The 14,457-nt window shown below is 53.6% G+C and carries 10 protein-coding genes; 3 read left to right on the top strand and 7 right to left on the bottom strand.

Annotated features, from left to right (window positions below; all coding sequences use genetic code 11):
* Positions 1–687: 687 nt before the first annotated feature.
* From ABD971_RS11535 to tnpA, 4 genes are all read right to left on the bottom strand, one after another.
* Positions 688–846: a hypothetical protein gene (locus ABD971_RS11535; protein ID WP_345322160.1), complete on the bottom strand. Its 159-nt coding sequence runs from the start codon at positions 844–846 to the stop codon at positions 688–690.
* Positions 847–980: 134 nt separating this feature from the next.
* Positions 981–2,645 carry an IS66 family transposase gene (tnpC, locus tag ABD971_RS11540; RefSeq protein ID WP_345322162.1) on the bottom strand — a complete coding sequence of 555 codons (1,665 nt, stop codon included), beginning with the start codon at positions 2,643–2,645 and terminating at the stop codon, positions 981–983.
* Between the two features lie 89 nt (positions 2,646–2,734).
* Positions 2,735–3,085 (bottom strand): IS66 family insertion sequence element accessory protein TnpB, encoded by a 351-nt coding sequence (gene tnpB, locus ABD971_RS11545; RefSeq protein WP_345322164.1) that lies wholly within the window; start codon positions 3,083–3,085, stop codon positions 2,735–2,737.
* Positions 3,082–3,417: an IS66 family insertion sequence element accessory protein TnpA gene (gene tnpA / locus ABD971_RS11550; protein WP_345322166.1), complete on the bottom strand. Its 336-nt coding sequence runs from the start codon at positions 3,415–3,417 to the stop codon at positions 3,082–3,084. The genes tnpB and tnpA overlap by 4 nt, the downstream gene beginning before the upstream one ends.
* A gap of 78 nt (positions 3,418–3,495) precedes the next feature.
* On the opposite strand from tnpA, the gene ABD971_RS11555 reads away from it, so the two are divergent.
* The 3 genes from ABD971_RS11555 (at position 3,496) to ABD971_RS11565 (ending at position 6,526) form a co-directional block, all read left to right on the top strand.
* The gene (locus tag ABD971_RS11555) at positions 3,496–3,897 is read left to right on the top strand and encodes a S41 family peptidase (protein WP_345322168.1); all 402 of its coding nucleotides are present in this window, start codon (positions 3,496–3,498) and stop codon (positions 3,895–3,897) included.
* 549 nt (positions 3,898–4,446) lie between these two features.
* Positions 4,447–5,052 carry an RNA polymerase sigma factor gene (locus ABD971_RS11560; RefSeq protein WP_345322170.1) on the top strand — a complete coding sequence of 202 codons (606 nt, stop codon included), beginning with the start codon at positions 4,447–4,449 and terminating at the stop codon, positions 5,050–5,052.
* The gene (locus ABD971_RS11565; protein WP_345322172.1) at positions 5,042–6,526 is read left to right on the top strand and encodes a serine/threonine-protein kinase; all 1,485 of its coding nucleotides are present in this window, start codon (positions 5,042–5,044) and stop codon (positions 6,524–6,526) included. The genes ABD971_RS11560 and ABD971_RS11565 overlap by 11 nt, the downstream gene beginning before the upstream one ends.
* Positions 6,527–7,275: 749 nt before the next feature.
* Here ABD971_RS11565 and ABD971_RS11570 read toward each other — a convergent pair.
* The 3 genes from ABD971_RS11570 to ABD971_RS11580 all read right to left on the bottom strand — a co-directional run bounded on the left by ABD971_RS11570 (position 7,276) and on the right by ABD971_RS11580 (position 14,457).
* Positions 7,276–8,103, bottom strand: a complete 828-nt coding sequence (locus tag ABD971_RS11570) for a hypothetical protein (RefSeq protein WP_345322174.1) — start codon at positions 8,101–8,103, stop codon at positions 7,276–7,278.
* Between the two features lie 212 nt (positions 8,104–8,315).
* Positions 8,316–8,777 (bottom strand): hypothetical protein, encoded by a 462-nt coding sequence (locus ABD971_RS11575; protein ID WP_345322176.1) that lies wholly within the window; start codon positions 8,775–8,777, stop codon positions 8,316–8,318.
* Between the two features lies 1 nt (position 8,778).
* Positions 8,779–14,457: a serine/threonine-protein kinase gene (locus ABD971_RS11580; protein WP_345322178.1), complete on the bottom strand. Its 5,679-nt coding sequence runs from the start codon at positions 14,455–14,457 to the stop codon at positions 8,779–8,781.

Raw genomic sequence — 14,457 nt, forward strand, 5'->3', positions numbered from 1 at the left:
GAGGTTTGAAGCTTGCCTTGGATAAGGATGCCAGGGAGAATGGTACAGCGATGGCCGATGGTCGTGCGCGACGTGGCAACGCCAGCGCAGGGAACAGGGCCAATGGAAACGGCCAAACTGACGCCGATGCTGCGTAACAACCTACTCTCAGCTTAGCCTTTACCAACTCGATACCCGGTTCAGCCCAAAACTGAGCCGGGTATTTTTGTGCGAAACCACAGGAAAACGAGAGATTGAGTTTTGCGCGTTTGACTTCGAAATTGACTCCAAACGAACTCGAAATCCGGTTTCGTGGTACTACGCAGAGAAAGCGTATCGGAAGTCGTTGTCGTAAACCGTTTCCAAACCACGCTTTGCGGAATTCACTTTGAAAGTTGAATTCAGGTTAGTGGTGTCCTCGACTAGGTCGAATTCAATCTTTACCGCAAGTTTGGCGACGAATTCGGCGTAATCTCGCAATGGGTCAGTTCTTGAGCAGTTCTGGAGGTTGCGACGTTCTTAATTCATTTATGGCCTCCATTCAGTTGTGAACGGTATGTTGCGAGTGAACAGCAGTAACGACGCCAGAGGGTGACTATTGCGACTTTCACATTCTTCGTCATCCCGAGATGGAACGGCAAATGATGTTCGAGCTTTACGTCAGCAACGAGGCAGACAAACCAGCGAAGCTGGTTCAGTTGAAAGCAATCATCGACGCAGGCGACGACGGACGCCCAGTGATACCTCCGTTTGGTTCAAATAGATCGTGATGCTCTGCAGCAGATCAACGAATGGATGCCCAAATTTCGCGACACTGCTGGCTTGATCGTGGATGTGAGAGACGGCGGTGCAGATCGAGGGAACCATTGCAGAAGCTCTATGACTATCTCGCTGCTCCAGATCGCTCGCCCAAAATATTCAATGCAGCAGTGTATCGTTTGCATCCTGCTCATCGTACTGATCATCTTGAATCGCGGTTCATGTGTAAGCGTTCGGCAGGCCTAGCGGCTTTTCAGCTTTCTACGGCGGGCGCGGCGCGCTTTAGTTTGTGCGGCCCTGGCTAGCGATTCTTGTTGACGATAGGTGCGGATCGATTCGGGATGCGACACAGCCCAGCGGTCCGGCAGCAGTGACTCGAGCTCACACTGGCCTCCCGCTAGGCTGCGAAGTACGTCGTCCAAGTACGCCCACAAGTCGAGTTGTTGACGCGACGCACTGGCGACGAGTGTGTACATTCGCGCCGCCACTTCGCCCGCAGCCTCGCTGCCGATAAACAACCAGTTCTTTCGCCCGATCGTTAGCTTGCGAAGTTCTCGTTCGGTGTCGTTGTTGTGGATCGGTAAGCGACCATCTTCTAAGAACGCAACTAGAGGCTTCCACTGGTTCATCGCATATCGCACCGCCACGCCGATCGCACTCTTGGGAAGCACGCCTGCGTCCGCTCGCCAATCTTCTAACAACAACCGAAACTGCTCGACCAGCGGCAGCGACTTCTCGCGGCGCAACCGCAAGCGATCGCTTGCCGAAAGCTCCGCAGCTTCGTCTTCGATGTCAAATAACTGACGGTAAAACGCCAACGCACGCGCAGCACGCTGCGGATCGTTACTTCTAGCCGCCTCAAACTTGCGACGCACATGCGCATGACAACACGAAGCGAAGATTCGATCGTCGCTACCTAAATAAACGCCGTCATATACTCCGTAAGCATCGACTGTTGCCCAGCCTTGGTAGTCAGCCAAGAAGGCGGAGGGTCCTTCGCGAGTCGCTTTGCCTTGGGCCCGTGAGCGATGGAAGAAGAACACGCTGTAGGGCGATGGATCTTCGGGGCCACAGACATTCGATCTGGCCAGCCACATTCGTCCGGTTCGCATCTTGCCAGGAAGAGAAGTGTCTTGTAGACGCACCGGAGTGTCATCCATGCCAATCACGGGTGAAGTCAACAGACGCGACTTCATCAAGTCGGTCAAGGGCGTGATGAGGTCGGCGGCGGCATCAAGCAGGCCTACCTGCGTGCTACGTGGGATGACCACGCCAGCTCGGGCGAACACATCTTCAAGCCGATACAGCGGCAGATGGTCGGCGTATTTGCCAAGAATGATTTGTGCTGTCACGCCGAAACCGTAACGAGAGCCCTTTGTCAGCGAGGCCGCATCGTTGTCGGATTCCGGCGGTGGAGCGACCTTTACTGTTTCCTTGCACTTGCTGCACGCACGCTTGAGATACTCCAGCACATGCACGACCATCTTGGCGGGCACATACTCCAGACGTTCACGAACGTCCTTGTCGATCACTGGCATCTCGTCGCCACAACAAGGGCACGCTCGCTCTTGTTCAGGCACGTCAATTAACTGGGTTTCACGCGGCAGATTGTCGGGAAAACGATCCGATTTCTTGCGGCGGCGACGGACGGTGATCTTTTCTTCGACCGTTTCGTCAACGTCAACGGCGTCACTGTTTTCTTGGACCGATGTATCGAACAAAGCCAGTTGAGAGCCATCGTCAATGAAGCGTTCACTCCGCTGACCATAGATGTACCGCTTGAGCTGTTCGAGCTCAAACTTTAGCTTCTCGTTGTCACTCGCAAGACGTTCAGTGAGCTCGGACTGCGTTTCCATTAACGCATGGCAAGCTTCGATATCGTTCGGTAAATCTTGGCGATCGGACATGCCATTGGTTGTCGCGATTACAAAGAAAAACGCAAGACGAGAACTCGACTTGCGTTTGCATTTTTCAAAAGTTTTTAGCTGTAATGCTTTTATGCAACCTTGTATCGCTTGCGTTGCTTGGCCGACTCGATGTCGATGCCCGAGAGCAGCAGCGACAACTTGACCGGATCGATTTCGAGCGAAGCTTGATCGGATTTCAAAGCGGAGAGCTGGAAGGTTCCCGCTTCGAGTCGCTTGTACCAAATCATCAATCCATCTCGGTCCCAAGCAAGAATTTTGACACAGTCGCGACGACGATTGAAGAAGAGGAACAGGTGGCCTGAGACCAACGGGACTTCGAAGTGCTCGGCGACGAGTCCAGACAAACCGTTGAAGCTCTTTCGCATATCTGTCGGCTCGTTGAAAATGAAGATCCGTGAGGAGGCGGCGACCGAGATCATGATCGTGGCTCCGCAGCACGCGTGGTTGCCTCGACGACTGCAGCGATCAAGTCCGTGAGCTGTTGTTTGTCGAGTTGGTCGGCGAGTTCAATGGTGGCACCGCCGGGAAGAGTGAGCGAGTTTCGCTGCGTTGGGCACGGCGGCAGCGACACGGCAACAAACTTGGGCTCTGGAGTCTGTTGCTTCGAGAGTTTACGTTTCCAGTGATAGAAACTAGCTTGTCCGCAGCCTTCGTCGGCACAGAACTTTGCGATTGTCAGTCCGCTGTGGCGTTGAAGTTGGATGCGTGATTCCCAAATTTTACGACGTGACGAAGCGGTAGAGTTTGGCATGGTGACCTCCTGGGGTTGAGACAAAACCCAGCAGCCTACCGAAGTCAAATCTCATCCCCCCGCCGAACGCTTACGTTCATGTATCGAAAGGATTCCAAAGAATGCTCAGCAAACGAGAAAGCGGCCATTGCAGAGTTCGAGAAATCTTTCCGTCCTGAATGGAACTTTCCCGCCGACCAATTCAGCGATTGGCATTACATGGTACTCAGTCAGGTAGGCTCAGTCGGCTACCACTACGACAAGCCTGTCGTAGTTTTGATGAATGCCAAGTGCTTCAGCGCGACCGATATCTTTCTTGCCGGTTTAAAAGGGCGCGAGAACCTTACGCTGATGGGGACCGCTAGCGGCGGCGGCAGTGCATTTAAGCGAACTGTTGATTTAGGCAAGACTCCGCTTGAGCTTCAAATCGCCAGAATGGCTTCATTCCAAGCTGACGGCCTATTGTTCGATGGTAATGGGTTCAACCGGACCGAACAATAAATCCTGAGCCCGAATACTTCGTAGGCGGTCGCGACAACATGTTGGAAACGGCTATTTCCGATATCCAAGACGCTCGCGAAGAGGCACTGAATTAGAATTTTACATTTACGGTGACACGGCTGACGATGTCTAGATGCTGTCGATCGCTGTTTCCGCGAGTGGGCTGTACCTCGATCGGTCTGGCCGGCGTCGTTCGTTGTCCTGGTGGAATCCAAATCGCTTGAGCAGTCGAATGGAACAATGATTGCTTGGCCGGACATTCGCATGAAAGGCGGCAAATCTATTTTCACGGGCGTGGGCTAGCATTGTCGAATCGCGATCCGTCATCCCCGAAGGGTCGATTTCGCTAGTAGCCTATTTGAGCGTTGCCGTGATTGCTCGATTTGAGAGCGAAGGCTGCAACAGGCAATTCACGGAGGCAACACCGTCGATTGCACTGACAAAATATAACCTTTATTGCAACCGCAGTGCGTTTTTCTACGATTTTTGCAGAAAGGTCTGTCAGATTCGCTATCGAGATGGATTTGATCAGTTGGAGAATGCGATTCAATGACCGATGACCCAGAGACACGTGAAAGTCTGCTGCTGCGAGTGCGAAATCCCCAGGACGCAGAAGCGTGGGATGAGTTTGCTCGTATTTATCGACCGGTCGTTTATCGATTGGCCCGCGGTCGAGGCATGCAAGACGCCGATGCGCAAGACCTAGCACAGCGAGTTTTGATGTCCGTTGCGGCAGCACTCCCGCGTTGGCAACGGACTGGTCCAACTGCGCGTTTCAGTCATTGGTTACGGCGCGTGGCCAAAAACGAAGCATTGAAAGTTCTGACGAGACTTCCTCGCGATCGAGGGTGTGGCGGTACCACGGCCGCATCGATGATGAATGAGCAACCGCAGGGCGTTCATGAACTTGAAACGACCATAGACCTAGAGTTCCGACGTCAACTGCTTCGCCGGGCCAGTGTCATCGTGCGAGAGCGAGCGGACAAGGTAACGTGGCTGGTTTTCTCGCTCACTATGATCGATGGCCTGTCCATCGCGGAGGCGTCCCAGAAGTTGGGACGAAACGAAGGTATGGTCTATGCCGCGAGAAGTCGGATTGTTCGTCGGTTGCGCGACGTCGCTCGTCAGTTGGAGGATACATTCAATGATCAATGAGCAAGTCACCGGTTGGTGCGACCCGTCCAGAGTCGAAGCGTTTCTCAGCGAATCGCTAACGGAAGCAGAGGAGGTGTCCTGGATGAGCCATCTTGACGAATGCGCCTCGTGCCGCGAACGATTGCAAAATGCCGCCGCCGACAAAAAGACTTGGCTCCAGTGGGAATCAGTATTACAGGACGCGATCGATGATACTGTTTCGTTGAGCACCACGGGCTCACAACGAGAATTTTCTGATAACGAGAGCGCTGATCATTCGGTGCAGCGTGTCATTGAAATGCTCGTTCCAAGCGATGATCCCGAGATGCTCGGGCGAATCGGCGTATACGAAGTTACCGGCGTTGTTGGCGCGGGTGGCATGGGCATCATATTGAAAGGACACGAACGTTCGCTGGACCGAATCGTCGCAATCAAGGTACTGGCACCGCACCTAGCAACAAGTGGCGCGGCTCGCCACCGATTTGGACGCGAAGCCAAGGCTGCCGCCGCAGTAGTGCATCCGAACGTGATTGCAATTCACAGCGTGTCGAATGAGGGACCGCTGCCTTTCTTAGTAATGCCGTATGTGCCGGGCGATTCGGTGCAGCAACGGCTCGACCGACGAGGACCATTCGAAATAATACAAGTGCTGCGCATCGGTCGCCAGATCGCAGCCGGACTTGCCGCGGCCCACGAGCAAGGCTTGGTCCATCGCGACATCAAACCTGCCAATATTTTACTTGCTGGTGGAGTTGATCGTGTGATCATCACTGACTTTGGGCTAGCGCGAGCGGTTGACGACGCCTCGATGACTCGAAGCGGAATCATATCGGGTACGCCGCAATATATGTCACCCGAACAAGCACGTGGGGAGTCGATTGACGTTCGTAGCGATCTTTTCTCGCTAGGCAGCGTTCTATACTCCATGTGTGCCGGCCATTCACCGTTCCGGGCCGAAACCAGTTATGGCGTCTTACACCGGATTATCCATGAATCGCCGCGTTCAATTCGCGAGGCAAATCCGAGCGTGCCAATCTGGTTAAGCCGTTTTTTCGAACAACTGCACGCTAAATTACCCAATGACCGCATTCAGTCCGCGACGCAAGTCGAGCGTCTACTAACTACCTGCATCGCGCACTTGGAACAACCTGATCAATCGTCGGTTCCCTTCGAATTGCTGGAGCCAGCCAGAAAATCTAAAAGTAACTCAGTATCACTACTCGTTGGAGAAAAAAACATGGAAACTTTTGATTACCTTTACCACAAGCTGACTTTTGTGACGGCATATCTGCTGCTGGGCGCAGTTGGCATTTTCCTGCTGAGTTTGGTTTGTGCGGTCCTCGGACTTTCAAACGCCGTCACAACATTCACTGGCGTCGCCCAGGCATTAGGCTTTGCTGGCGGAATGCTGTTTGTCGCGTTCCTGTTTGCCTCACTAACGCGTGGGATCATGTATTTCCTCGTAAATCGCAAACGCGATCTACCATCAAATTGAGTCGTCAGAAATTTTAGCAGGGCCGATGCGATGCTATTTCAACTCCCAGATCAATTGACTCAATCGATGACTGGAGTTTGAATTTTAGCAGAAGACTTGATAGCCAATTTTGCATTGGGCGAGGTTCGAATTGCCAGACTGCGACAGGTTTGGTGTGGAAACGGTCGTGACCAGCAACCGACAATTAAGTAATTGGATGTGTGGACATCGGATTAGAATTTGGCCGACATTCCTATCACCGCCGGAAAAATCTAATGTGTTGATCCAGAATCCTGGCGAAACTAATCCCAACAACATCAAGGTAGCGCTGTACAGCTAATATCCGAATAAGCCGAGGCATCGCTGCCTCGGCTTTTTGGTTCAATACAGCGGGATCGGCTACTTGCTATCTGATTGGTTGGCCGCTATTAGATTCCGAGACCGAGGAAACCGAGAGGTCGTTGAAGACAGCTCGAATCTGCTCTTCGGGAGTTCGGTACCAGAAAACAAAATGATCGCAACAAATGCAGTCAAGGCAAGTAATAGTCGTATCGTCATCCAAGAACGTTTGACAGCGCTTCGTGTGTCCACGTCAGTCGAAAACTCCAAGCAATTTTAGGACCATCGCAGCAAATGCAACGATTGACAGTCCCAACGCCGTCGAAGCTGCGGTCTTCGCTGATTTGAGCTGAGCCGAATTTTCCTTGACTTTCAAGCGAAGAAACTCGCTGTTGTAGTTCTTGATCCTGTTGGTTCGATCCCACGGCTTGTCACTCTAATGATGTCGGCGAATACAAGTCTGTCGACTTGGGTTGCAGCGCTGCTAAATTGTGCAGATGGTCATCGTGATTGAGCTGGGCATGTGCGTACCACTTTCCATTGGTCGTCGCCTTGTAAACGATGGTGCGATGGAGGAATTCGTCGCCGGCTTCGTTGGAGACGGCAACGTCAACAAGCGAGCGATCCGAACGACCGTAGATCGCAATCCAGTGCGTTCGGATATCCAGCTCCAACTCATCATGGGGAAGATACCTAGCCTTGTAGACCCTCGAAATCCGATCCGGCTCGTTCAAAGAATCTGGCTGAGCGGTCTGACCGGTATCGCCGATGAGCGTCGTGTGCTGGAGGAAGGCTGCGTAGTAGTTGTGTGGATCATTGCGACCCTCACACGAGTTCTTGGTGCGGGCGGCATTGAATCTGTCGAAGTCACGATCGATAAAAGCTCGAACCAGATCCGTCGCAGCGCCTTCCGGCGTACTATTTCCTGTCGGAAAGCCATTTTTTCCAACTGTTTCGCCAGCGACCTGGTCCGTGTCGACGGGCAGCGGCGTTCGAGTCCTTTCTTCAGCGCTGGCAAAGTCCTTCGCGTTGAGAAATTTTTCAACTCGCAACAGATAACCGTGGTGGCCTCGAATACCATCGGAGCAAACGATAAGGAAGCCGCATTGCGTTAACTTGTTCGGAGCCACAGAAAACGCGACCGTTATGGCGTTTTCCGGTTGACGATGGTTCGCGGGGTTCGGAGCCAGTTGCGCCGTGAGCAAGTGATTCTGAGCCGCATCTTGCATGTCCAGTTCTGCATAGGCGAATGTTTCCATCGCCCCTGCACGTTTGAATTCAAGCCAAACTTTGATCCCAGCATCACCATTCTTTGCGGCGTGCATTTCGATTCCGTAAACGTCCTTGGCTTGCTCCTTCGTCAGCTCCTTGATCTGAATCATTGCATGGCTCGCATGACAAACGAATGCGAAAGCAAGGCCTAGAAATGCAGACAGAATTTGCGTTGTAATTTTCATTTCAGTGTTCACTTTCAAATTGCAAGAGATTGATACTGCTCGGTGCGACTCACCGCCGGTGTCCGCCGAAGCAACAGCCAGAACGCGGTACCAGCAAGCACGACCGGTAGGATAATGGCTGCCGAAGAGTAGACGATGATCAACGGAACAGACTCCCAGGTTCCACTGATCGCGGCGGCGACGGAGATTGATGCGAAAGAACAGATGATCGAGGTCAGCAAGCCCCAACAGAAAGCGGCTCCATGAATCGTTCGAGCGTTCAATGCGTTGCGGCGACGCAAATGAAAGGCGATTGGCATACCGATCAGACCTGCAACCAGATAACAGATGGCAGCAATCACTGCCAAGGCTCCAATCGGAATGACGATACCGACAATCGCGACGAATGCGATAAACGAGAGCGGCGTGACGAGCGGTGCAAAGGCGTACGCTCGCCACATGTCACGGTTGGACGGTGCCGGAACAAGGTTTGCCATGTCAAAATCCCTTCGTCGTGATATTCGAATCGGGTGTGAATCGGACGACTGAAACGCCAGATGCTTTCAGTTTACCGATGACATCAGGTAAATCGCTTGGCTTTTGAACACCGGATGGCTTCCCTGGTTGAGGACTGGCCTGCCGCGTTTCCGATTCGACATTGGTAGTGGTAATTGGCTGCACGCGGATCTTGAGTGTCCGTGAGTTTCCACAATCGAATTGCTTTTCCTCTCCGGTCCTCATTGTGATGCGAAGTTCGAGCGCTTGCGTATTCACTAGTTCCATCTCGGGATTGCCCGCATCAATCAAACCGTGCCCGACTGCAAGTTTCAGTTCGACTAGAAACGACTCACCCGTGTGCTTTTTGACGGTTCCCCGCACCTGCGTACCGACCTCAAGTCCATCGCCGCCGTTGCTCGTGTTGAGAGCACCACCGACGTGGTACGAAAATGGCTTGCCCAACGTTACCACCATCGTCGGCTCAGCCAAGACTTTATTTCCGCCGGGCGTAGGCAACTTCTCAGACAACGTCATCTCAAGGATCACCTGATTGCTGGAGTCGGTGTTCCCCGCAGACACATTCATCGAATCGCCGGTACGCGTCGCTGATGCTGTATCAGGGTTTGCCCACGCATCAATGGCGTTTGCAGCCGGAACCTCGCTTCGATCGAGGATGGATGCGTTGTTCGCACGTTTGTCGTCGACATCCGAATCAGCTGGTTCCGACAGGCTAGTAGCCTCAGCACTTCCCGTTTCGCTTGGTGGCCAATCTGCGGGGAGTTGCTCCTCGCCATCAAGTCTCGCTTCAAGCTCCAACCTGTAGACCATTGCCTTTCTGGCGTCGTTGGGCATGATTCGTTCCTCGCTTGCCATCTCGGCAAGTTGTTTTTCCAATTGCATTGCATCCAGCAACGCCGATTTGATGATCGCGCGATCGTCGGCTTTGGATGCCACCTTCAGTCTCGCGTCGAGCAAACGGCGTTTAGCATCGATAACATCATCGATCGTTGCATTACCAAATTCAAATTTTGCATGTGTGGCTTGAACCACCTGTTCCAGAGCGGCGATAAATTTCGACGCCGATGAAACAACCCGTGGACTGTCCGCAGTGGATGCGATTGCCGGCGCGCGGCCCTCAGTTGATCCCGAACTGATCTCGTCCGTATAGGGCCCGAGCGAAAGGTAGTGTTTCAGCTCATTAGGTAGTGCCGGACGGGAGCCGCTGCCGAACGCGTCATATGAATTTGGCTCGACAAACCAGCCAATCCTTCCGCGACGAAAGCTAAACATGATCTCGACCGGATATTTTTCATCGGCCCATCCCAAAACAGATGGATTAAAGTCTGATGAAGCAGTAGACCCATCATCTAGGCGTTGATATTCCCTGCTGACTGCGCGAGCGTAAATCGATCCGGCGGAACTTTCATCAACCAATGTTTTCAAGCTTGAAAGCAGCCGACTGCGAAGTCTGGCCAGTTCTTCGTTCGGAGCGGCGACCGTGACGCGGAACTCGTCATCGTGCCTTGGAGAGTAGGTCGTGCACTTCCTCTCAAGCTCAACGTATGACCGCCAAGTGGTTGCCAGCAGTCTGCTAACTGCTTCCTGCTTCTCTTCGTTCAGTCCAAGCTCATTCGCGAACGTTCTACTCAGAACTATGTCATCGACTGACTGCCATTCAAAGTACGGCCCATTGCTCGTTGATGAATCCTGATGATCACTCGACTGCTCGACGGCTTGCTCCGCATGTAGGCCAAACGACAAGTAATGTTTCAACTCGTTCGGCAATGTGGTTCCGCTGCCGTACACTCCGTGCTTTCCGGGTTCGAGCCACCAGTCGACCTTTCCGCGGCGGAACCGCAGTTCTAAGTTCACCGGGTAATCCTGGTCGGCCCAACCGAGCACCGATGGATAGGCGTCCAATAGCTCTAACCATTCCTCGTCCGGTTCTTTGGAATGTCGATTGACGGCAGCGTCATGAATCGCCTGAGCGGTTCTCTTATCGACCAGATTGTTGAGCTTCGAAAGCAAGCGATTGCGAAGTACTTGCAATTCGCCACGCAGCGATTTCACCTCTTTTCCGGGGTCGATCTTGTCACGTGATGCTGCAACCTGGACGACGAGGGTGTCATCGTGTCCGGGAGAATACGTCGTGTAGTTTCTCTCTACAGCGATGTATGATTGCCACGTTTGCTGGAGCAGTCGGTTGACAGCTTTCCGCTTCTTGTCATCAAGACCGAGACGATCGGCAAACGCTTTGCCTAGTTCGACCTCGTCGCGTGAAGTCCATTCAATGTTCCGTTGTTGAGCTACAGCGTGGTGGGATTCCGACGACCTCATATCCGTTCCTGCCGCCATGGACAAACCCATTTCAACTGGCGGACCGTTCGCACTTGAATTCGCTCCGCTTTCGCGACGAAGTATCCACATACCGAGACCTGTGCTGATCGCGAAGCCCGTCGGCCGTTGACCCGGTGTGTTCGGGATACAAAAGCGAAAACCGCTCTCGTGATTTTCGACGATTGCTGGGAAGACTGGATTGATTAGGTCGCTGGACGGTTCTCCAAACTCCCAGAACGCATGCAATTGCTCCTTCTCGGCTGGTGTCACAATGGGACGGATGTCAACCTGTTCTGAAGGACCTTCCGAGCCGAATTCGAACGCGAAGCTTACAGGAATCCCATCGTCACCGGTGAACGTGACGTGGTCTCCCATGACTTGGCCGTGCGCCCTGCTCGACTGCAATTTGCCATCGTCATCGTAGCCCTTCATTTCAACCTGCCACTCGCCCTGCAATCGAGTCTTCCAATCTCGTTTGATATCCTCAGATGGCTTGTGCATCGACGCACCTGAAAGCGTTTTGCTGGGCATGAGAGCACCGGTCGAAGTGTCGTCTCCGACAGCATCGGGCCAGAGCTCGTTGACCATCCAACCTTGGTCGGTCTCGATCAATCCCATTCGATGGCCATCGGACTTCCTTGCGGCGAACGCACAGTTTCTGCCGTCCGACTTGTCGGGCCGTTGACGTGACTCAATGGAATACTCGAACTTCTCACCGTTCGATTGCGCCTTATCCGATTCCTCGAAGTTTCGAGAGCAAGACCAAAATCGCACCACGAATCGTCGCGGATCCTTCAGCAACTCAGCTGTCGTTTGTGCCAATAGCCGGACGAGCGGACTCTTCGCCGAAGCTTCAGCCGATTTGGAAAAATCCCCTTCCTCTTTCTTCGACGCCTCTTCGTTTGCCAACGCCAGGGCAGTCATGGCGTGCGCCATTGCGTGGTCCTTGATTTCGTCGGACAGGATCTGTCTCAGTTCCTGGATATGTTCCGCATAATGCGGTGGTCTCGATGCTTTGGGATTCTCTTCGAAGTCTCTGATTTGCATCATCGCGACCATCAGGTAAGAAGTCGCGATCTGTTCGACCATATCATCGGTCCAGCAAAGAACGAGCCCCGCCACGTCGTTGCGCGATTGGCAATCCGAAATGTGTTTCATCAGCGCTTCAGGCGTATCAAATCCCAGGGGGTGGAATTTCGGCACATTCTTGGCCTGAGGGTCTCCTCCGGATCTTTCGGACGTCGCGTCACAAGGAACAGCGGTATTCGGCTCAATATCGTCAGGCGTGGTTGTTCGAGAATCGAAAGCTGGTCGTGCGCCGCTTTCTTCACTCTCGCGAGCCGCCCCAGCCTTGACTTTTTCAGCTCGTTCAGTGAGTTCTCTCGACAGGCCTGCCTCCGCCTTGACTCGATCAGCCCGTGCAGACAGAACTTTTTCCGAAGTGATTTCGCCCGCCTCGTGCAGTTGGACAAGCATCTTCTCCAATTCTTTTTGTAGTTTGACCTGCCTCCGAAGATTGTGAATTCTATCTTCAGCGTTCGTCGCAAGTGGTAGTGCGGCTTCCGCTGCTTCGATCCAAGCACGCATCGATTGGTCAACAGAGGCTTCACCAGCTACGTACCGCTCTTCCAAGAGCCTGGCTCGCTGCTTTAGGGAGTTGAGATGCTCGTTTGTCCTCTCTGTTTCCGTGGAAGTTGGTGGTTTGCCAGCTTCCTCTTCGCCTCCGATGACTGCCGGGGGTCGTGTGGGTGGAGGATCGCCTGCAGCCATACCAATGCCCTCCATTAGGCCACCAGACGGTGCCATCGGCGAGGGTTCAAAGTATTGGACATCTCCTTCGAACTCCTGGCCTGCCCCTCGGAACTTCGTGACGGGCGTGACAGAAACGATCCAGGTATCGCCGCGACGAAGCTTGAATCGGTCGCCTTTCACCTCGACGTGGCTGTCGGCGTCGTCGACCTCGATGACATAGTCGCCCGCATGCAGTCGTGTGATCGCTCCGTCTTTGCTGACGGTCAGTTGCTCGACGGTTTCGTTCCCACTCATGATCCGGACTGGTACATCACTATCGCTGTTCGATTCGATCCGCAGCGTGCCCTTATCCGTTTGCAGGTAGAACAGGATTCCGGCCAAAGCGACAAAGGCAAATCCCGCGGCAACCAAAATGCGTCGAGGGCGATTGGGTGGTTCTGCCAACGCTGAATTTCGTCGATTATCTTCCGACTCCGCATCATCAAGAGCGGGAACGTTTCCAGCTTCTGGATTGTTCATCGCCGTAAGATGTTTAGTCAGCAGATTCGCTACCTCTTCGGCCGACTGAAATCGATCATCCGGCGACTTTTCAAGCAGTCGAGTGACGATCGTCGCCAGCCACGGCGGCACTTCGGCGTTGATACTTCGCAACGGTCGCGGCTGATCATTGCAGATACGGTTAAGTACGCCCATCGACGTCTCGGCACGAAACGGTGAACGTCCAGTGAGCATGAAGTAGACGACGCTACCGAGCGAGTACAGGTCGCTACGGTGATCGATCGAGTCGCCGTGTGCCTGCTCAGGCGACATATACTGAGGCGTACCAGCGATCACACCGCTTCGGGTCATGCTGGCGTCATCCACCGCGCGGGCCAAGCCGAAGTCAGTGATCTGTACCCGTTCGACGCCGTTTTCGAGCAAGACGTTCGCAGGCTTGATATCGCGATGCACCAATCCTTGAGCGTGCGCGGCGGCGAGCCCTTCAGCGACTTGTGCGGCGATGCGAACGGTCTCGATAATCGAAAGAGGCCCTTCTCTTTCGATGCGTTGTTGAAGACTTTTGACTTCAACCACGGGCATCACGAGATACGGCAGACCGTTGTGCTCATCGACGTTTTGGATTGGGACCACGTGAGGGTGAACCACCGCAGCGGCACTTCTAGCCTCACGCGAGAATCGCTTTCGCGCGGCTGCACTGCTGGCAAGCTCCGGTGCAAGAACCTTGACAGCGGAGTTGCGTTGCAAGGCGGTGTCATAACCTCGCATGACGATTCCCATTCCGCCGCGACCGAGAAACTCCATGATCTCGTAACGTCCGAGGGAATCGGGATGCTCCGTCGGCTCGAGCAGTGTGGTGTACACTTCCAACTTGCAGTCTGTGTCATTCGCCGGCTGGTAGGGTACGCCGCTTGATTGCATCAACTCATTGACTTCATCCCAACTCATTCCGCCGCTCGACAACGACTCCAGCTTCGATTGACACGTTTCGCAGGACTCTACGTGAGTGAGAACTTCGCTCATGCCATCGCCCGGCTCATTGCTGAGCAATCGATTGAGCATCGTGTCGTCGTAGTGAAACCTGGCAACCAT

The sequence above is a fragment of the Novipirellula rosea genome (assembly GCF_039541335.1).
Classification (GTDB): Bacteria; Planctomycetota; Planctomycetia; order Pirellulales; family Pirellulaceae; genus Novipirellula; species Novipirellula rosea.